Source organism: Rhodophyticola sp. (assembly GCF_965284195.1).
In the GTDB taxonomy this organism is placed as follows: Bacteria; Pseudomonadota; Alphaproteobacteria; order Rhodobacterales; family Rhodobacteraceae; genus Rhodophyticola.
In genome coordinates this window covers 335685-355780 of record NZ_CBDIRM010000001.1, presented here as the reverse complement: position 1 = coordinate 355780, position 20096 = coordinate 335685, and the positions used below count along the sequence as shown (strand labels likewise).

Here is a 20096-nt window from a genome sequence, read left to right as displayed (position 1 = left end):
TACCTGACACCTGCATTACAGACTATCAGACCCGTCGCCGCGCGCCGCGTCCATGTCACGGCGCGCCTTTTTGGTGGGCCGCGCCCCGACCCGGGCGGCAACCGGTTCGGCCGGCGGCGTCAGATCGTCATAGAGCGCCTGCGCCTCGCTCGCCGGGCCGCGCCGTGTGGCAAGTGCCCTGATCCGCACCACACGGATCACGCGACCCTGCGGAAAGGTCAGAACATCGCCGGGCCCGACGAACGTGGCCTTTTTCTGCACCTTTTCGCCGTTGACCCGCACATGCCCGCCGGACACCGCCCTGGTCGACAGGCCACGGGTCTTGAAGAACCGCGCCTGCCAGAGCCATTTGTCCAGCCGGTCTTTGGCCGCCTCGCTCAGGACTTGTCCTTGAGGCCCGCCAGAGCCTGCGCAAAGGGATTGTCCGGGTCGATCCGATCTTTCTTGCGCTCAGGCCGTGCGGAAAAGCTCTGCGGTTTGGTGTTGCCCCGCGGCTTTCCGCCGGGCTTGCCGGGCGGCTTGCCCTTCTTGCCACGCGGTTTGCCGGCGCCGGCACCGCCCTCGCCACGGCGCTGCCCCTGCGGGTTGGCGCGGCGGCGCGGGGCCCAGGCAAAGGTATAGAACACCTCCATCTCGGGCGCGGCATCGGCAGCCCCGCCCGTCTCCGCGCCCGTCTCTGCGGCGGTCGCACCCTCAGCCGCCGGTACATCGGGGCTGGCGCCGGTCTCGGGCGGCGGGCTCTCGACGGGCACCTCCTGCGGCGGCATGGGCGGGGTTTCCGGCGGCTGTTCCACAGGCGTTTCCTGCGGGGTGTCCGGGGTGCCTTCGCCGGGCGTGTCGCCCGGAACCTCCACAGGTGTCGGGTCGGGCGTATCGGCGCCTTCCAGACCGGTCGGCGGGGCCACACCGGTCAGCTCTTCGTCCATCGTCTCGGCCGCGTCGGTCGCTGCCGGCTCCGGCTCAGGCGCGGGCGCGGGTTTGACTTTCGCGCGCTCACCTCGTTCGGCCTTGTAGCCAAGGCCGCCCATCAGATCGGCGAACTGTTCCAGCGTCATGCCGGTGATCGACAGCATGTCCGGTGTCGCCTCGAACCCGCCGCGCGTGTCCTGCTGGCGCAGCATGTCGGCCAGCCGCTCCAGCATGTCGATCCGGATCGCGCGGGCGCCCGCGGGCCGGTAGCCCGACATCGTATAATAGCCCTCGGGCATGTCGGCATTTGCGGGGATCGTCACCAGCCCGGGCGGCGGGCTCTCGGGAAACTCGGGCAGCCCTTTCGCCAAGCCCCAGAGCACAAGCCGCAGCCGGGTGGGCGCGGGTTTCAGCAGCGCCTGCTGGAAGATCGTGAACTGCCCGAACCGGATGCCGTGCTTGCGCAGGAGCGCGCGCGCGTCCTGATCCAGCGCCTTCACGTCATCGGCCACATCGGCGCGCGGCAGCACCCCAAGCGCCTCGACCATGCGGAAGGCGAAACCGCGCGACAGACCGGTCAGCGCCTCGTCTTTCGACATCGCCAGCAGCGGCTCGAACAGCGTCGCCACCTTGCGGTCGACGAAATGCTGCAGGCGCCGTTGCACCTTCTGCATCACCTCCGGCCCGGCCTCGTCGTCCACGAAGGCTTCGGCCACGGGTTTCAAAGCATCGGGGCCCGCCACCAGCTTGCCCACGGCCTGATCGCCCCACATCAGCCCGCCTTGCTCGGTATAGTCGAACTCGGTCTCGGGCGCGTTGTAGAAGCGGTCCGCGCGCAGGTGGAATTCCGGGCGCAACGCGGCCACCGCCGCCTGCTGCAGGGTCTTCGCCTCATCGGCGGTTGCGGATGCATCCTGACGGAACCGGAACCCTTCCAGACGGCCCACAAACTGGCCCTCCACGGTTACCTCACCCTTGTCGTTCACCTCGGCCACAAGGCTCTCCTTCTGTTTCAACCGGCGCATCAGCACAGAGGTGCGCCGGTCGACAAATCTTTGCGTCAGCCGCTCGTGCAGAGCATCCGACAGGCGGTCTTCTACGGCACGGGTGGCGTCTCGCCAATGGGATTCATCGTCAACCCAGCCCTTCCGCTGCGCCACATAGGTCCATGTGCGGATATACGCCAACCGTTTCGATAACGCGTCAATGTCGCCTTCGGTTCGATCGATTCTTTTGACCTGTCGCGCCAGCCAGTCATCCGGCACCCGCCCGAGGTCATGCAGATGGTCGAAGATCCCGGCCAGAAGGCTGGCGTGCTCGGCATGGCTGATGCCCCGGAAATCAGGGATGCGGCAGACATCCCAAAGCAGCTTCACGTCCCGCGCCCCGTCGATCCGCGCGGCCACGTCGGGCTGGCCGGAAATCGCCTTCAGCGCCATCAGGTCATTCGCCGGGCGCGCGCGTGCCAGCCATTCATCCTCGGTCCGTTCCTCCAGCGAGCCGATCAGGCGCTGGACGGTGCCGAACTCCAGCCGGGAGTTGCGCCATTGCAGTTTGCGCACCGGGGCAAAGCGGTGGTTGCTGATCGCCTCGACGACCGGCTCGCTGATCGCCCCCGCCTCGCCGGTCACGCCGAAGGTGCCCGGTTCGGTGTAGCGCCCGGCGCGCCCCGCGATCTGCGCCAGTTCGTTCGGCATCAACTCCCGCATCCGGCGGCCGTCGAACTTGCGCAGGCCCGAAAAGGCCACATGCCGGATATCGAGGTTGAGCCCCATGCCGATGGCGTCCGTCGCCACGAGCACATCGACATCGCCATTCTGGTACAGCTCGACCTGCGCATTCCGGGTGCGCGGGCTGAGCGCGCCCATGACAACGGCCGCGCCCCCCTTGGTCCGGCGCAGAAGCTCGGCGATGGCATAGACGTTCTCGACCGAGAACCCGACGATGGCGGATCGCGGCGCCGTCCGGCTGACCTTTTTCGACCCGGTATAGGTCAGCTCGGAAAACCGCTCCCGCCGCATGAACTGTACGCCGGGCACAAGGGCCGCGATCGCCCCCCGCATCGTGTCCGCGCCCAGAAACAGCGTCTCGTGCATCCCGCGCGCATGCAGCAGCCGGTCGGTGAAGACATGCCCGCGCTCGGGATCGGCGCAAAGCTGGATCTCGTCGATTGCCAGAAAGTCGGTGCCGTTGCCTTGCGGCATCGCCTCCACCGTACAGACCCAGTATTGCGTCCGCGGCGGCACGATCCGCTCCTCGCCCGTGACCAGCGCCACCACCGACGGCCCGCGCAGCGCGACGATCTTGTCATAGACCTCCCGCGCAAGCAGCCTCAGCGGCAGGCCGATCACCCCGGTCCGGTGCGCCAGCATCCGCTCGATCGCGTAATGGGTCTTGCCGGTATTTGTGGGGCCCAGAACGGCGGCGATCCGCCCCTGACCCGAGATACTGCTTGCCATCCTGCCTGACCGCCCGGAACGGGGCGGCCCCTTTCGGCCTTTTATCTGAAGTTCAGAGGGTCTCGCCCCCCAGCATCCGGTTCAACCGATCTACGGCCTGAGATATGTCCAGACGATGCGGATGTATAGATTGCGCGGTTTCGAATGCGACCAGCGCGGCCTGCAACTCGCCCATGTCCTCCAGCATCATGCCAAGACCGGTCAGCGCCCCGAAATGGCGCGGGTTCAGCGCCAGAACCCGCTGCACATCCGCCATGGAAGGGCCGTAAAGGTTGAGGTGGTAATAGGCGGTGGCCCGCGCATTCCAGCCTTCGGCGAAATCCGGCGCATGATCGGTCAGGGCGGTCAGATGGTCGAGCGCCGCATCCAGATCGCCGGCTTCCAGCGCCTCGCGGCCGCGCATCAGCAGATAGTCCGCCGAGGCCGAACCGGAGATCGACCAGCGCTGATAGATCTCGTCTTCCACGATCTCCCAGTTGCCCAGATCGGGCATCTGCAGACGGTCGAACAACTCGTCCAGACGCTCGGACTGGGCAAGGGCCGCGCCGGTTCCCGCCGACATCGCCAAAACTGCCGCAAGGAGAGTGTTGTGTATGATGCGAAATACTCTCATTCTGCATCCAACATTAGCACTATGACGCGCGGGTTCCAGAACAAAGCCGCGTGATCGACTGGAAGGAGAATTCGGATGAGCAGTGTAATCGACGGCGCGGTGGCGGCCCTGAGCGCGAAAATCGGCGACGGTTTCGACGGCAGCGCCAAATTCGTGATCGAAGGCGAAGGTGCGGTCATGGTCGATGGCGCCGGGGTACGCGCCGCCGATGACGGCGCCGAAGCCGATGTGACGATGACCGCGGATACCGGCACGTTTCAGGATATCCTGTCGGGCGATCTGAACCCCACCGCGGCCTTCATGGGCGGACGGCTGAAGGTCGATGGCGACATGGGCACCGCGATGCGACTGGGCAGCGCGCTCAGCTGACATGATGCGACCCGACCCGACCACGCCATCGATCGACCCCGCGCCCTATCTTGCCGATGTGGCAGACGGGCCGGAGGACGCCTCGGCCTGGTGGGTCACTGCGGAGGACGGGACCCGGATCAGGGTGGGATACTGGCCGGGTGGCAGCAAGGGCACGATCCTGATGTTCCCCGGCCGCACCGAATACATCGAGAAATACGGGCGTCTCGCCCGCGACATGGCCGCCCGCGGTTTCGGGATGGTCGCCATCGACTGGCGCGGTCAGGGTCTGGCGGACCGGCCTGCGCACCGGCGCGACATGGGCCATGTCGTCAGCTTTGACGAATACCGCCAGGACGTGGCCGCCGTGCGTCAGGTGCTTGACCAGATCGCGCCGCCGAAGCCCTGGTATCTGATCGGCCATTCCATGGGCGGAGCCATCGGGCTGAGGGCGCTCCATGACGGGATACCGGTGGACAGGGCGGTTTTCACGGCCCCCATGTGGGGCATCCAGATGTCGCCCTTCCTGCGCTCGATCTCGGGCATCGTGATGGGGCTGAGCGGCCCGCTTGGCCTCGATACGCGCTTCGCCCCCACCACTGGCCCGGCGGAGGCGATGGTGTTCGACGGCAATCCGCTGACCTCGGATCGGGACAATTTCGACTACATGTCCCGGCAGGTTGCCGAACACCCGGATCTGGCCCTTGGCGGGCCGTCGATCCGTTGGGTCAACGCGGCCCTTCGCGAAACCGATGCGCTGATGGCGATGCCCGCCCCGCCTGTCGACGCCCTGACCATTCTGGGCGCGCTGGAGCGCATCGTGGAACCCACCGCGATCAAGGAGAGGATGGCGCGCTGGCCCGGCGGCCGTCTGGACGTGATCGACGGCGCCGAGCATGAGGTGCTGATGGAGGCGCCAGGCATGCGCGACGGCATCCTGACCTCCATCGCGGACTGGTTCGAACGCAAGTCGTAACGCATCGGGCCCGGCAGTGGCCCCCGCCGACGCTCAGGCCGTCACGCCCGCATCCACCAGAACGCCGTTGTCGAGCCGCAACACCCGGTCCATCCGGGCGGCAAGCTCCATGTTGTGGGTCGCGATCAGGGCCGCAAGCCCCCGCCCCCGCACCAGCCCCATCAGCGCGCCGAACACCCGTTCGGAGGTTTCCGGGTCCAGATTGCCGGTCGGCTCGTCCGCCAGAAGCAGCGCGGGCCGGTTCGCCAGAGCCCTGCAAAACGCCACGCGCTGCTGCTCTCCTCCGGACATCGCGGCGGGCCGGTGCCCGGCGCGCGGCCCCACGCCGACACTTTCCAGCAACTCCTGCGCATGGGCCTCCGCGGCGCTGCGCGATACTCCATGGGCCAGTTGCGGCAGGATGATGTTCTCCGCCGCGGTAAACTCCGGCAGCAGGTGGTGAAACTGATAGATGAACCCGATCTGGCCGCGCCGCGCCGCGGTTCGGGCCCGGTCCGGTGCCCGGCCCAGATCCACCCCACCGATCTCCACCACGCCCGCATCGGGCGTGTCCAGAAGCCCCGCAATATGCAGCAGCGTCGATTTTCCGGCCCCCGAAGGCGCCACCAGCGCCACCACCTCGCCCGGGTGCACCAGAACGCAGGCGCCGCGCAACACGCGGATCTCATTCGGCTTTCCGTGATTGTAGCCCTTCTCGATCCCGTCGAGCCGCAGCACCGCCTCACTCATATCTCAGCGCCTCTACCGGGTTCATCCGGGCCGCACGACGCGCCGGAAAGATCGTGACGACGAAGGACAGGCCCAGCGACAGCGTCACCGCCGACGCCACGTCGCCCCATTCCAGCCGGGCGGGCAATTGCGACAGAAGCCGCACGGACGGATCCCAGACGCCGCCCCCCGCGACCCAGTTCACGAAAGAGAAGATCGGGTCGATCCAGATGGCGAAGGCGCAGCCCAGCGCCACGCCCACGACCGTGCCCGCCAGCCCGACGGAGGAGCCGCAGATGAAAAACACCCTCAGGATCGAGCCCTCGCTCAAGCCCACGGTGCGCAGGATGCCGATATCGTGGCTCTTGTTCTTCACCAGCATGATCAGGCCCGAAACGATGTTCATCGTCGCGATCAGAACGAGGATCGAGAGGATGACGAACATGATGTTGTCTTCCATCTGGAGCGCCTGCAGATAGGCGCCCGAACTGTCCTGCCATGTCCAGAGCACGACATCGCGTCCCGCCGCCTGCAGGATCGGCAGTGTATATCGGTTCACGTTGTCGGGGTCTTCCACGATCACCTCGATCTCGTCGGCGACCCCGTCCCGGTTGAAATAGATCTGCGCCTCCGCAAAGGGCATGTAGACGCGCGTGGCGTCGATATCGTAGCGCCCCACCTGAAAGATGTAGGTCACCTCATAGGCCGATACGCGGGGGCTGGTGCCGAACGCCGTACGCGCACCATCCGGAGAGATCAGGCGGATGCGGTCGCCCACCGTGACGCCCAGCTCCCGCGCCACGCCCGAGCCGATCGCGATCCCGTCGTCGAAGCGGGCCAGATCGCCCCAGGACCGCTCCGGCTCCGCTATCAGGGGCACCTGTGCCAGATCGCGGGCATGGATGCCGTTGACCACGACACCGGCATTGCGCCCCTGCGCCGAGGCCATCACCTGGCCGGTCACCACCGGGGCGGCATGCACCACCCCCTCCACCGTCGAAAGACGCTCGGCCAGGTCGGCATAATCGGGCAGGCTGCGCACCGTCTGCCCGCTTTCGGTAAGACGGGCGGGGCTCAGTACCGAGATATGGGGATTTGCGCCGAGGATCGTGCCGACGAATTCATATCGGAACCCGGAGCGCACCGCGAGCGTGGCAATCAGCGCCATCACCGCCAGAGCGATACCGATGAAGCTGATCCATGTCATCACGCTGACCCCGCCCTCGGCGCGGCGCGCGCGCAGATAGCGCCAGGCGATCATGAACTCGAAGCCCGAAAACGGTTTGGTGCGGCCAGACATACTGGCTCCCCCTGCTCATTATTCTTTGGCGCAAACTGGGTGCTTTGGGGACAGGGGTCAAGCGGAGTTCATGCCGCCCGCAATACAACTTGCACGCGAGGGCCGTGTCGCTTTTAATCGGTTGTGTCGTTTTTCGACATGAAACGGTGCCGGTCCGCCGGGCCATCCAATGCCTGCGCCCGCAGTCACAGACCCGCCCGGGTTATCTCCGGGCGAGGGCGCGCTCGAAGAAGTTCAACGGGAGATCCAGAGAGATGAGAAAAACCGCACAGACCGTGCATCCTGCCGCCGTGGCCTACGCCCGGGAAGTCGCCGACGGAACGATGGACCGGCGCGAGTTCCTGACCCGCGCCACCGCGCTTGGGGTCACCATCCCCGCCGCCTACGCCCTGATCGGATCGGCGCGCCCGGCCCGCGCCGACGCGCATGTCCGCCAGGGCGGCACGATCCGCATCCAGCAGGACGTGCGCGCCATGAAGGATCCACCCACCTTCGACTGGCCGCAGATCGCGAATATCGGCCGCGGCTGGCTTGAATATCTCGTGGAATATAGCCGTGACGGCGTGTTCTCTGGGCGGCTTCTGGAAAGCTGGGACGTGAACGAGGACGCAACCCGCTACACGCTGAACCTGCGCCGGGGCGTCACTTGGAATGACGGCACGCCCTTCACCGCCGAGGACGTGGCCTACAACGTCACCCGCTGGTGCAACCGCGATATGGAAGGCAACTCGATGTCGTCGCGCATGGGCGCCCTGATCAACGAGGAGACCGGCCGGATCGCCGATGGCGTGATCGAGATCGCGGATGAACATACCGTGATCCTGAACCTCGCCTTCCCCGACATCACGATCATCCCGACCATGTCCGACTACCCGTCGGCCATCGTGCAGAACGGGTTTTCCGGCAATCCGCTCGACAACCCGGTCGGCACCGGCCCCTATCTGCCGGTTTCCTACGAGGTCGGCGTCGGGGCAGTTCTGGAAAAGAACCCCGATCACACATGGTGGGACGCGGAAAACGGCGCCGCGCTCGACAGGATCGAGTTCATCGACCTTGGCACCGAGCAATCCGCCCATCTGGCCGCCGCCGAGGCCGGCGAGATCGACATGCTCTACGAGACCGTGGGCAACTTCGTCGATGTATTCGATACCATCGGCTGGACCAGATCCGAGGCGCTTTCGGCCAACTCGCTGGTTTTGCGGACAAACCAGACCAACGCGCCCTATGACGATGTGCGCGTGCGGCGCGCCCTTGCGCTGGCTTGCGACAACAACGTGCTGCTGGCGCTTGGGTATGACGGTCGCGGCACGGTCGCCGAAAATCACCATGTCTGTCCGATCCACCCGGAATATGCCGATATCGGCCCGCCGGAATACAACCCCGAGGAAGCCCGCCGCCTGATGGAGGACGCCGGGCAACTGGATTTCGAGCATGAACTGATCTCCATCGACGACAGCTGGCGGCGGCCCACCACCGACGCGCTGGCCGCGCAGCTTCGGGATGCGGGCTTTACCGTCAACCGGACGATCTATCCCGGCAACACGTTCTGGAACGATTGGGCCGAATACCCGTTCAGTTCCACCGACTGGGGCCACCGGCCCCTGGGTGTCCAGAACCTGACGCTGGCCTACAAGTCAGGCGAGCCATGGAACGAGACCGGGTTCGACAATGCGGAGTTCGACCAGCTTCTGGCCGAGGCCTCGGCCATTGCCGATGCGGATGCCCGCAGCCAGGTGATGGCCCGCATCCAGCAGATCCTGCGCGACGAAGGCGTGATCATCCAGCCATACTGGCGCTCGGTCTACCGCCACTACCGTGAAGGGGTGGTGGGCGGCGACACCCACCCGATCTACGAGATACATCTGCATTATCTGGGCCTCGCGGCCTGAGACATCGCGGCTTCTCGATCGGCGGGCGGCGCAGAGATCTGCGCCGCCCGTTTTTCCTGCAAACCAGGGATCCGGTCACACCCAGGTGTGAAAACTCCGCTGCGCCATCGGCTCCACGTGATGGGCCACATGGGCGTGATGCGGCGCGTAGATGCCGGCCACCCTCGTCACCGCCGTCTCGGCGGTCATCTCTTCGCTCTCGCCGGTCTTGCGGCAGGTCAGTTCGACGACGCCCTTGTCCAGCCCCCGTGGCCCCACCGTGATCCGCCAGGGCAGGCCGATCAGGTCCATCGTTGCGAATTTCGCGCCCGCGCGTTCTTCACGGTCATCGTAAAGCGGATCCAGACCCTTGGCCTTCAGCGCCTTGTAAAGCTCCGCACAGGCGCCATCCGTGCCCGCATCGCCCTGCCGCAGGTTGACGATGCCGCAATGGAACGGTGTCACGGCTTCGGGCCAGATGATGCCCTTGTCGTCATGGCTCGCCTCGATGATGGCGCCCATCAGCCGGCTGACACCGATCCCGTGGCTTCCCATGTGAACGGGAACCTTTCCGCCATCGGCGGTCTGCACCGTGGCGCCCATCGCGTCGGAATACTTGGTGCCGAAATAGAAGATCTGCCCCACCTCGATCCCGCGGGCCACCCGCCGGCGGGCTTCGGGGATCTGGTTGAACATCGCCGCGTCATGGGTCTCGTCGGTGCGCGCGTAGCGGCTGGTGAATTCCTCCAGCACAGCCTGGCACTCCGCCACATCGTCGTAATCGACCTCCCGCTCCCCGAAGCGCAGATCGGTGATGTCGGCATCGTAGAACACCTCCGACTCGCCCGTTTCGGCCAGAACGAGGAACTCATGCGTGTAATCGCCGCCAATCGGGCCGCCATCGGCCCGCATCGGGATCGCCTGCAGGCCCATCCGCTCATAGGTCCTGAGATAGCTGACCAGATGCCGGTTATAAGCGTGCAGCGCGGCCTCCTTGGAGACATCGAAGTTATAACCGTCCTTCATCAGGAATTCGCGCCCGCGCATCACGCCGAAACGCGGGCGGATCTCGTCGCGGAACTTCCACTGGATGTGATAGAGCGTCAGCGGCAGATCCTTGTAGCTGCTCACATGGGAGCGGAAGATGTCGGTAATCATCTCCTCGTTCGTGGGGCCGTAAAGCATGTCCCGGTCATGGCGGTCCCGCACGCGGAGCAACTCTTCGCCATAGGCCTCGTAGCGCCCGCTCTCGCGCCACAGATCCGCCGATTGCAGCGTCGGCATCAGCATCGGAATATGGCCCGCGCGCTGCTGTTCCTCATGCACGATCCGCTCGATATTGCGCAGCACGCGAAAGCCGAGCGGCAGCCAGGAATAGATGCCCGCACTGGCCTGCTTGATCATGCCCGCGCGCAACATCAGCCGATGGCTGACGATCTGCGCCTCGGCGGGGGTTTCCTTCAGCACGGGCAGGAAATAGCGGCTCAGGCGCATTGGCTCTCTCACATCAAATCACGTCCCGCCCGGCCTACGCGATTGGCTTTCGGCGGGCAAGAGATGACGGCGGCGCACAGGCGCGGCTCAGACATCCCGGATGACGACGCCCTCGACCCCGATAGCGCCCGCCAGCGCCTGAAACCGCGCCTCGGCCACCTCTCCGAACAGGTCGCAGCCCGAACCGGTCAGCAGATGAAGCCTCAGAAGTTTCTTCTTCGGAAACAACTTCAGACGCCCGTGATCGGTGGGCCTGTCCAGCGCGAACATGGCCCCGAACCGCATCGCCCGGCCAAGGATCTCGGCCTGGATCACATCCGTCTCGGGCAGCAGGTTCAACAGCTCGGTGTTGAAATTCGTCCCCAAACGGCTGGATTTGTACCGGTGCAGCAGCGCCAGACCCAGAAACACCCGTTCCGCATGGGTCATCCCGCCCAGATTGGCCCGCGTCGCGTTGTCGAAACAGACCTCGGCGCGATAGTCGGGATGCGCTCTCCAACTCACGTCATGCAGCAGGCAGGCCGCGCGGACCAGCCGCTTGCGCTCCGGTCGGGCGCTGGCGAAGAGCGGTTCGACGAATTTGTAGAGCGCGCGCCCGAAGCCCGGCAGGCGGGCGTTCTGCGCCTCGGCGTGGCGCGCGGCCTCGATCAGCGGGTCGCGCCGGCGAAGCTCGTCATTCATCTGTTCATAGAGCAGGCCTTCACGGATCCCGTAGCTGGAGATCGCCACCTCGCGCGGCTTGAAGCTGCGCACCAGAACGCGCAAAACTTCGGAGGCCAGCGGCACAAGCCGCATCCGCGCCTCGCTGGTTCCGGTCTGGCCGCGCAGGGTGTCGGTGTCGGTCTGCTCGATATACTTGATCGTTTCCATGATCGCGCGCGGCGTCATCCGGTACTCATGCAGCACCTTCAGCGGATAGCCGCGCCGTTCCATGTCGATCCGCGCAATCGCCCGCCACGATCCGCCGACCAGAAACAACCGCTCCGGCCGCTCTCCGAAATCGGCGGCCAACTGCCCGATCCGGTCCTTGATATGGGCGCGCATGGCCTTCTTGCCGCCCTTGATGCCCATCAGTTTCAGCGGGCCCAGATCGGAGGTTTCGCACCGCCCGACCTTGCCTTCGCCCAGCAGCTTGGCCAGTTCCATCGACGAGCCGCCGATATCGCAGATCAGCCCTTGCGCCCCTGGCCAGCCAAGCAGCACACCCTGCGCCGAGAGCCGCGCCTCCTCCGCGCCATCGACAACGACCATGCGCAGCCCGGTTTCGGCCTCCACCTCGGCGCTGAACTCGTCCCCATCCTCGGAATCGCGCACCGCCGCGGTCGCAACGGTCACCAGGGGCGAGACGTCCATTCCGAGCGCCAATGCGGCAAATCTCTTCAGTGCGACCAGCGCGCGGGCGCGGCCATCGGGGCTGAGCCGACCCGTCTCGGCAAACCCGGCGCCAAGCCCGCAGAGGATCTTTTCGTTGAAGAAATACGCCGGGGAGCGGGCGGCCCCGTCGAACACCACCAGACGAACCGAGTTAGACCCGATATCGATCACGCCCACCCGGCTGAGTGCACGTGCCTGTGGGCCATCGAACAATGGCGCGCCGAACGGCCCCCAATCGGGATGTGGCTCGGCTGTGTCGCGATCCAGCACTGGCGTTGCATCCCCCGTCATATCCACAGGCATGGCATGGCCGTGCGCCATGCGTCAATCGTTGGAATGCGTCAGCTCCGGCACATCCTTGGCTCCGGCGGAGCCCCGGCCGGACAGCGACGGATTTTCCATGAAAAACCGGTGGCAGGAAAACGGATTCTCGATCGCCGAGAGATCGGGCCGCTGGAAGCTGCCATCGGCACACAGCACCCAGCTTTGCGCCACGTCGGCAAGGTTCGCCGCCATGATCTGGCTGACGATCTGTGCCTTCACGGTGGCGTTCTTGCATTCCACCAACGTTTCGACCCGCCGATTGAGATTGCGGCCCATCCAGTCCGCCGAACTGATATAGACCTTCGCCTTTTTCGAGGGCAGGCCCGAGCCGTTGCCGAAACACACGATCCGCGAATGCTCCAGAAACCGCCCGACGATGGATTTCACGCGGATGTTTTCGCTCAAGCCCTTCACCCCGGGGCGCAATCCGCAGATCCCGCGGATCACCAGATCGATCTTCACGCCGGCCTGGCTCGCGTCGTAAAGCGCGTCGATCACATCGGCATCGATCAGGCTGTTCATCTTGGCCCAGACCATCGCGGGTCTGCCCGCCGTCGCATGCTCCGCCTCGGCGCGGAGATTTTCCAGGATCGTGGATTTCAGGCTGATCGGCGAGATCGCGAGGTTCTCCAGACCCTCGGGCTCGGCATAGCCGCCGATATAGTTGAACACCTTCGTGGCGTCGCGGCCAAGGGCATCGTCGCAGGTGAACAGGCTGAGATCGGTGTAGATCCGCGCCGTGATCGGGTGATAGTTGCCGGTCCCGTAATGGGTGTAGGTCACCAGCCTCTCGCCTTCGCGCCGCACCACGGTCGAGATCTTGGCGTGGGTCTTGTAGTTGATGAAGCCATAGACCACATGCGCCCCCGCCCGCTCCAGCTTGCGGGATTGGCGGATATTCGCGGCCTCGTCGAACCGGGCCTTCAACTCCACCAGCGCGGTGACCGATTTGCCGTTTTCCGCCGCCTCGCAAAGCGCATCCACGATCGGGCTTTCATTCGACGTGCGATAGAGCGTCTGCTTGATCGCGACCACGTTGGGATCCCGCGCGGCCTGCGCCAGAAACCGGATCACCATGTCGAACGTCTCGTAGGGATGGTGCAGCAGCATGTCCTTCTGCCGGATCGCCGCGAACATGTCGCCCTCGTGATCCTGCACCCGTTCGGGCACCCGCGGCATGAAGCTGGGCCACAGAAGATCGGGCCGGTCGTCGATGACCAGCTCTTTCAGGCCGATCAGGCCGATCATGCCCTTCACCTCCACCACCTCGTCCCCGCGCACATGCAGGTTTTCGGTGATCTCGTCATGCAGATCGGCCGGCGCCCCGTGAGAGATCTGCAGGCGCACGACCTCCCCCCGGCGGCGGCGTTTCAGCGCGGTTTCGAACTCGCGCACAAGGTCTTCGGCCTCTTCCTCCACCTCCAGATCGCTGTCCCGCAGGACCCGGAAGTTGCACGAGCCCGTCAGTTTGTAGCCGGGGAAAAGCGCGCCCACATGCAGCAGCAGCAACTCCTCCATCGGGAGGAACCGGGCCTCGCCCGCGGGGGCGGGCAGCCGGACGAAGCGGTCGATCTGGCCCGGGATCGGCAGCAGTGCCTGCAAGGAGCGCCCGTCGCGTTCGCGCTTCATCTGCAAGGCCAGCGAAAAGCCCTCGTTCGGGATGAACGGAAACGGGTGGGCCGGGTCGATGGCCAGCGGCGACAGCACCGGAAAGACCTGGGTCAGGAAGACCGTTTCGAGATGTTTCCGGTCCGCCGCGGACAGTGCCGAGCGGGTGACGACCCTGATCCCTTCCGCTTCGAGTTCCTTGCGCAGGGCGACCCAGGCTTTCTGCTGGCTCTGCATCAGCGCGCGGGCATCCTCGTTGATCAGCGCCAGTTGCTCTGTCGGGCTGCGGCCGTCATCGGATGGCATCGCGTTGCCTTCCAGCGCCAGTTCCCGCAGGCCAGCCACGCGCACCGTGTAGAATTCATCCAGATTGCCCGCCGAGATCGACACGAACCGTACACGCTCCAACAGCGGGACGCGCGTATTGCCGGCCTCTTCCAGCACCCGCCAGTTGAACGCCAGCCAGCTCAGCTCGCGGTTGAAAAAACGTTGCGGCCCCTTGGTTTGCGCCTCGGGAAGCGAAACGGGGTCAGGGATCGGGGCGGTCAGGAAATCTGCGTTTGTCATGGGCTCGGCGTTAGGTCCGGTATGTGACATGAGCGTGACATTTAATCCTTGTCTTCCGCAAGGATAGCCTTGGCCATCTTTCGCGTGGGCGGGCGTTTCGCCGCCAGAGCCATGGCATCCAGCGCCGCAATGAAGGCCTGCGCCGCCGCGAAAGAGCGTTCGATCCGCTTCAGGGCATAGCTCAGAACACGCGGTTTCAGCGGCATCTCCCGGTCCAGCGCCAGTTTCATCATCACCGCCGCAAGCAGCGCATCATCGGGCGGGGCAAGGCGCAGAACCCCGGCCTGACGCATCCGGCTGTCCAGATCGGGCAGGTCCAGCCCCCATCTCTCGGGCGCGGTGCGCGCGGTCAGCAAAAGCGGGGCGCCGCGTTGCGCCAGGGCATTGTGGAGGTGGAAAAGCGCGGTTTCCGCATCCCCCCGTCCGGCAATCTCGTCCACATCCTCCACCGCGACGCCGGAGGCCCGGGCCAGCGCCTCTCCGGCGGCATCGGTCAGATCCCGGGCCTTGATCACCTCTGCGCCGACGATATCGGCCCAGACATGGACAAGATGGGTCTTGCCCGCGCCCTCGGGTCCGACCAGCAACATCTTGCCGAAGGGCCAGCCTTGCCAGCCATCGATGCCCGCCACAGCAGCGGCATTGCCCGGGGAAACAAAGAAATCCTCCCGACCCATCGCCGCGCGGGGCGGGAGGTCGAAAACCAGTTGCTCGGCCATGGGTCACTCGTCTCCGGGGTTATCCAGGCCACGGTAGAGCAGGCTCTGCTTGTACTGCTCCACCCCGAAACGGATCAACACGCCGATCGCCGCGGCCACCGGAACCGCCACCAGAAGCCCCACGAAGCCGAAGACGGAGCCGAAGGCCGACAGTGCGAAGATCAGCCAGACCGGATGCAGTCCGACCGAGCCGCCGACAAGGTTCGGTGTCAGGATGTTGCCTTCGACAAGCTGACCGACCTGAAAGATCGCGGCGACCGCCAGGATCCACCACCATTCGCCCCAGAACTGGAACAGCGCCAGACCCAGCGCTAGAGCCCCGCCGAAGAGCGCCCCCACATAGGGGATGAAGGAGATCAGCCCTGCGACGAAACCCACCACCACGCCGAATTGCAGGCCGACGATCATGAGCGACACCGCGTAGAACGTGCCGAGGATAAGGCATACGGTCCCCTGCCCCCGCACGAAGCTGGCCAGTGTCCGGTCGATATCCTTGGCCAGACGGCGGATCACCGGGCGGTGATCGCGGGGCAACAGGTCGTCGACGCGCGCCACCATCCGGTCCCAATCCCACAGCAGATAGAACGAGACGACAGGCACGACGACGATGAAGACGATGAAGTTCAGCACCGACATGGCCGAACTGAGCAATCCGTTCACCAGTTCCCCGCCGCGGGACTGAAGCGTTTCGCTGATCGCCGCCAGCGAATCGCGGAGCGGCGAGTTTTCATCCATCAACTGCGGAAACCGCGTGGTCAGGAAGTCGCGCAGCCGTTCGAACAGTTCCGGCGCCGCCGCGATCAGCCCGGTCAGCTGGCTGACCAGAAGCGGGATCACGATAAGGGCCGCCACCACGACCACCAGGATCGCAACCAGCGAAATCAGAACCGTCGCCCAGATCCGCGTGAACCCCTTCCGCTCCAGCCAGTCGGCCACGGGATCGAGGAAATAGGCGATCGCCCCGCCGACCAGAAATGGCAGGATGACATCCCCAAGCGCCCACAGAATGACGAAGAACATCGCCAACGCGATGCCCCAATAGATCATCTGCTGTTTCACCGGCAATGCCATGGCACGCGCCTTTTCCTTGTCCTACCTAGATGCGACAGGCGCCGGGTCAGGGCAAGGGCAAAGGCCCCCAATGCTTTCAGGGTCGCGTATCAGCCCCGCGCCTGCCCGATCAGTTTCAGAATGTCGCGAGCCGCCTCGGGGATGTTCGTGCCGGGCCCGAAAATCGCCTTCACACCGGCATTTTGCAGGAATTCGTAGTCCTGATGGGGGATGACGCCGCCGCAGATCACGATGATATCGCCCGCGTCATTGGCCCTCAGCGCCTCGATCAGTTTCGGGGCCAGCGTCTTGTGGCCCGCCGCCTGTGACGAGATGCCGACGACATGCACATCATTGTCGATGGCGTCCTGCGCGGCCTCTTCGGGGGTCTGGAACAGCGGGCCGACATCCACGTCGAAGCCGATATCGGCGAAGGCTGTGGCGATCACCTTGGCGCCCCGGTCATGGCCGTCCTGACCCATCTTGACCACCAGCATGCGCGGGCGGCGACCTTCCTGCTCGGCGAAGCTCTCCACATCGGCCTGAATAGCCGCGAAGCCCGCGTCACCCTCGTAGGCGGCGCCGTAGACGCCCGCCAGCGTCCTGACCTCGGCGCGGTGGCGGCCGAAAGACTTTTCCATCGCCATGCTGATTTCTCCCACTGTGGCGCGTGCGCGCGCGGCTTCCACCGCCAGTTCCAGAAGATTGCCCTGCCCGGAGGCCGCCCCCTGCTCAAGCGCAAGAAGCGCGCCTTCGCAGGCGCCCGCATCGCGCGTCTCGCGGATACGCTCCAGCCGGGCGACCTGTCCCGCGCGCACCGCGTCGTTGTCGATATCGAGGATGTCGATCGGGTCTTCCTTGTCCAGCCGGTACTTGTTGACGCCGACGATCACCTCGTCGCCCCGGTCGATCAGCGCCTGACGCCGGGCCGCGCTTTCCTCGATCCGCAGTTTCGGCATGCCGGAAGCCACGGCCTTGGTCATGCCCCCCATCTCCTCGACCTCTTCGATCAGCGCCCAGGCCTGGTCGATCAGCTCGGCGGTCAGCGCCTCCACGTAATAGGAGCCCGCAAGCGGATCGACGACATTCGTGACGCCGGTTTCTTCCTGCAGGATCAACTGGGTATTCCGCGCGATCCGGGCCGCGAACTCGGTCGGCAGGGCGATGGCCTCGTCCAGCGCATTGGTGTGCAGGCTTTGCGTTCCGCCCAGAACGGCGCTCATCGCCTCGTAGGCGGTGCGCACCACGTTGTTGTAGGGATCCTGTTCCTGCAGGGAGACCCCGGAGGTCTGGCAATGGGTCCGCAGCATCTTGGAGCGGTCGGATTTCGCGCCGAACTCGGTCATGATCCGGTGCCACAGGAACCGCGCGGCGCGCAGCTTGGCGGCCTCCATGAAGAAGTTCATGCCGATGGCGAAGAAGAAGCTGAGCCGCCCGGCGAACCTGTCCACATCCATGCCGCGCGCAATCGCCGCGCGCACATATTCGCGCCCGTCGGCCAGCGTATAGGCCAGCTCCTGCACCAGGTTCGCGCCCGCCTCCTGCATGTGATAGCCCGAGATCGAGATCGAGTTGAATTTCGGCATCTCGTTCGAGGTGTATTCGATGATATCGGCGATGATCCGCATGCTTGGTTCGGGCGGATAGATATAGGTGTTGCGCACCATGAACTCCTTCAGAATGTCATTCTGAATGGTGCCCGACAGAACCGCCCGGTCATGGCCCTGCTCTTCGCCGGCCACGATAAAATTCGCCAGAACCGGGATCACCGCGCCGTTCATCGTCATCGAGACGGACACCTTGTCGAGCGGGATGCCGTCGAAGAGGATCTTCATGTCCTCGACGCTGTCGATCGCGACCCCGGCCTTGCCCACATCGCCCACCACGCGCGGGTGATCGCTGTCATAGCCGCGATGGGTGGCCAGATCGAAGGCGACGGAAACGCCCTGCTGCCCCGCCGCGAGGGCCTTGCGATAGAACGCGTTGGATTCTTCCGCCGTGGAAAATCCCGCATATTGCCGGATCGTCCAGGGCCGGCCCGCATACATCGTGGCCTTCACCCCGCGGGTGAACGGCGCCTCGCCCGGAATGCTGCCCATATGAGGCAGGTCCCTGGCATCGGCCGAGGTGTAAAGCGGCTTGACCCGGATGCCTTCCAGCGTCTCCCAGGTCAGATCCTCCACGGCGCGGCCACGCAGCTCCTTGGCGGCCAGGTCACGCCAGGCGTCGATGTTCTCCGTCATTCAGATGTCCTCTTCCTTGTCCTGTCGCGCCCCAATCTGTCGCGGGGTCGTCGATATAGCGGGCGAGCCCGTCCGCGCCGCCGCGCAGCCAGCCCAGATCTTCGGCGTACTGGCCGCGCAGCGCGGCCCTTTGAAGCGCCGTGAACGGCATGAACTTTCCCGACATTTCCGAAATCAGGCCCGGGTCTTCGTCCCGGTCCATCATGACCTCGCGCAGCGCCCCGGGGGTGGGCGATGCATTGTGCCAGTCGCGGATCGCTTTCAGCCGCGGCGCCGGCCCGCCCAGCAAGGCCGCGACCTGCTGTTCCGGCCGCGCGGCGAGGGCCTCATGCGTCCAGACGACGATTTCGGCCTGCGGAAACGCCTGTGCCGCCGCGTGAACAAGGTCGCGCCACCGGCGCGGCTGCGCAACAAGCGCGCCGCACATCTGGGATGTGGGCGGCGGGCCGCCGCGGGCAAGCGCGAAAGCCAGCGCCGAGGACCAGTACCGGTCGTAGCAGCGAATGCCGATCGCCACCCGGATGCATCTGTTGCCGAACGCCTCCGCAAGGCGGGCGAGCCGGGTATCCACATCGGGGTAAAGGCTTTGCCGGGTCAGATTGGGGCGAAGCATGCCGGCGATGTTTTCCTCGCTCACCAGAAGGGTGCGCATCCCCTCCTGCCGGTGGGTTTCCATCGCCAGCTTGATCCGCCCGGCCATCCGCTTCCGGCGCCGCGCCTGCCAAGGCAGCATCTGCGACGGATCGTCGGACAGACCCTGAAACAGCCCCCCCCGCAGACGCTTCGGCCCCCAATAGGCGATGCGCCCGGCGACCAGCGTCTCCCGGCTTGCGCCCATGACCCGCTGGACAGTGGTGGTGCCGGTGCGGTGCACACCGATGTGAAGGACGACGTCCATGTGTTTGCCCCTTTGCAAATCAATGCGTTGGAGCAGCCACCATGCCGTCGAAGAGCTAAAGACACGGTAAATCGCAGGTTTGCCACGATCTGGCGCAGAATACGTTACGAAAGCCTTCGCTTTCACCCGCCGACCCCCTATATCTGCCAGTGACGGAGGATCGATGCGCAGTACTCTAGCCCTTACCTTAGCCCTTGGTTTCGCACTGTTTCCCGGGTTTCCAGCCCTTTCGCAGGATGTGGCCATGGCCCAGAGCGACGTGACCGGGGAAACCCCCGAAGCCGTCGACCCGCTTGAACCGCGGTCCGCCATTGACTTGGATTTGAACGATTTTCTCTGGATCGCCCGGCCGATCGTCGTGTTTGCCGACACCGAGGCCGATCCCCGGTTCCGCGAACAGCTGGCGCTTCTGGCGGAGCGTCCGGGGCCGTTGCTGGAACGCGATGTGGTGATCATCTTCGATACCGATCCCGACGCGCAGTCCGAAATCCGCCGCCAATTGCGCCCGCGGGGCTTTGCGCTGGTGCTGATGGACAAGGACGGCGCCGTCAATCTTCGCCGCCCCTCGCCGCGCGACGTGCGCGAGATCATCCGCGCCATCGACAACATGCCGATCCGCATCGAAGAGACGCAGTGAT

The 20096-nt window shown here is 65.4% G+C and carries 16 protein-coding genes; 4 read left to right on the top strand and 12 right to left on the bottom strand.

What is annotated here, in order from left to right; translation table 11 throughout:
- Positions 1 to 15: 15 nt before the first annotated feature.
- From ACQ651_RS01835 to ACQ651_RS01825, 3 genes are read right to left on the bottom strand one after another with little or no spacing between them, the layout of a single operon-like run.
- Positions 16 to 381 (bottom strand): RNA-binding S4 domain-containing protein, encoded by a 366-nt coding sequence (locus ACQ651_RS01835; protein WP_430450297.1) that lies wholly within the window; start codon positions 379 to 381, stop codon positions 16 to 18.
- Complete coding sequence (locus ACQ651_RS01830; protein ID WP_430448037.1) at positions 378 to 3368, bottom strand: helicase-related protein; 2991 nt, start codon at positions 3366 to 3368, stop codon at positions 378 to 380. Before ACQ651_RS01830 ends, ACQ651_RS01835 begins: the two co-directional genes overlap by 4 nt.
- Positions 3369 to 3420: 52 nt before the next feature.
- The gene (locus tag ACQ651_RS01825; RefSeq protein ID WP_430448036.1) at positions 3421 to 3930 is read right to left on the bottom strand and encodes a tetratricopeptide repeat protein; all 510 of its coding nucleotides are present in this window, start codon (positions 3928 to 3930) and stop codon (positions 3421 to 3423) included.
- A gap of 126 nt (positions 3931 to 4056) precedes the next feature.
- On the opposite strand from ACQ651_RS01825, the gene ACQ651_RS01820 reads away from it, so the two are divergent.
- Together ACQ651_RS01820 and ACQ651_RS01815 are read left to right on the top strand one after the other, a co-directional pair.
- Entirely contained in the window at positions 4057 to 4350 is a 294-nt protein-coding gene (locus tag ACQ651_RS01820) for an SCP2 sterol-binding domain-containing protein (RefSeq protein WP_227284118.1), read from the top strand.
- Between the two features lies 1 nt (position 4351).
- The gene (locus ACQ651_RS01815; RefSeq protein WP_430448035.1) at positions 4352 to 5305 is read left to right on the top strand and encodes an alpha/beta hydrolase; all 954 of its coding nucleotides are present in this window, start codon (positions 4352 to 4354) and stop codon (positions 5303 to 5305) included.
- 33 nt (positions 5306 to 5338) lie between these two features.
- Here ACQ651_RS01815 and ACQ651_RS01810 read toward each other — a convergent pair whose 3' ends face one another.
- Both ACQ651_RS01810 and ACQ651_RS01805 read right to left on the bottom strand, forming a co-directional pair.
- Positions 5339 to 6034, bottom strand: coding sequence for an ABC transporter ATP-binding protein (locus ACQ651_RS01810; RefSeq protein WP_227284120.1), 696 nt, complete (start codon positions 6032 to 6034; stop codon positions 5339 to 5341).
- Positions 6027 to 7313 (bottom strand): lipoprotein-releasing ABC transporter permease subunit, encoded by a 1287-nt coding sequence (locus ACQ651_RS01805; RefSeq protein ID WP_227284121.1) that lies wholly within the window; start codon positions 7311 to 7313, stop codon positions 6027 to 6029. The genes ACQ651_RS01810 and ACQ651_RS01805 overlap by 8 nt, the downstream gene beginning before the upstream one ends.
- Positions 7314 to 7567: 254 nt before the next feature.
- Here ACQ651_RS01805 and ACQ651_RS01800 point away from each other — a divergent pair, with 254 nt between their 5' ends.
- A complete protein-coding gene (locus ACQ651_RS01800; RefSeq protein ID WP_430448033.1) occupies positions 7568 to 9202 on the top strand; it encodes an ABC transporter substrate-binding protein in 1635 nt (544 codons plus the stop codon).
- A 75-nt stretch (positions 9203 to 9277) separates the two neighbouring features.
- Here the strand turns inward: ACQ651_RS01800 and proS are convergent, their stop codons facing one another.
- From proS to ACQ651_RS01765, 7 genes are all read right to left on the bottom strand, one after another.
- On the bottom strand, positions 9278 to 10675 hold the full coding sequence (gene proS / locus ACQ651_RS01795) for a proline--tRNA ligase (RefSeq protein ID WP_227284123.1): 1398 nt from the start codon (positions 10673 to 10675) through the stop codon (positions 9278 to 9280).
- A gap of 87 nt (positions 10676 to 10762) precedes the next feature.
- The gene (locus tag ACQ651_RS01790) at positions 10763 to 12340 is read right to left on the bottom strand and encodes a Ppx/GppA family phosphatase (protein ID WP_430450296.1); all 1578 of its coding nucleotides are present in this window, start codon (positions 12338 to 12340) and stop codon (positions 10763 to 10765) included.
- 33 nt (positions 12341 to 12373) lie between these two features.
- On the bottom strand, positions 12374 to 14548 hold the full coding sequence (locus tag ACQ651_RS01785; RefSeq protein WP_227284124.1) for an RNA degradosome polyphosphate kinase: 2175 nt from the start codon (positions 14546 to 14548) through the stop codon (positions 12374 to 12376).
- 41 nt (positions 14549 to 14589) lie between these two features.
- Positions 14590 to 15267, bottom strand: coding sequence for a chromosomal replication initiator DnaA (locus ACQ651_RS01780; RefSeq protein ID WP_430448031.1), 678 nt, complete (start codon positions 15265 to 15267; stop codon positions 14590 to 14592).
- 3 nt (positions 15268 to 15270) lie between these two features.
- Positions 15271 to 16338: an AI-2E family transporter gene (locus ACQ651_RS01775; protein WP_227284126.1), complete on the bottom strand. Its 1068-nt coding sequence runs from the start codon at positions 16336 to 16338 to the stop codon at positions 15271 to 15273.
- A gap of 89 nt (positions 16339 to 16427) precedes the next feature.
- Positions 16428 to 18560 (bottom strand): methylmalonyl-CoA mutase, encoded by a 2133-nt coding sequence (scpA, locus tag ACQ651_RS01770; protein WP_430448030.1) that lies wholly within the window; start codon positions 18558 to 18560, stop codon positions 16428 to 16430.
- Complete coding sequence (locus tag ACQ651_RS01765; protein WP_430448028.1) at positions 18532 to 19458, bottom strand: hypothetical protein; 927 nt, start codon at positions 19456 to 19458, stop codon at positions 18532 to 18534. Before ACQ651_RS01765 ends, scpA begins: the two co-directional genes overlap by 29 nt.
- Positions 19459 to 19702: 244 nt before the next feature.
- On the opposite strand from ACQ651_RS01765, the gene ACQ651_RS01760 reads away from it, so the two are divergent.
- Entirely contained in the window at positions 19703 to 20095 is a 393-nt protein-coding gene (locus ACQ651_RS01760) for a DUF4174 domain-containing protein (protein ID WP_353618424.1), read from the top strand.
- Position 20096: the final 1 nt, after the last annotated feature.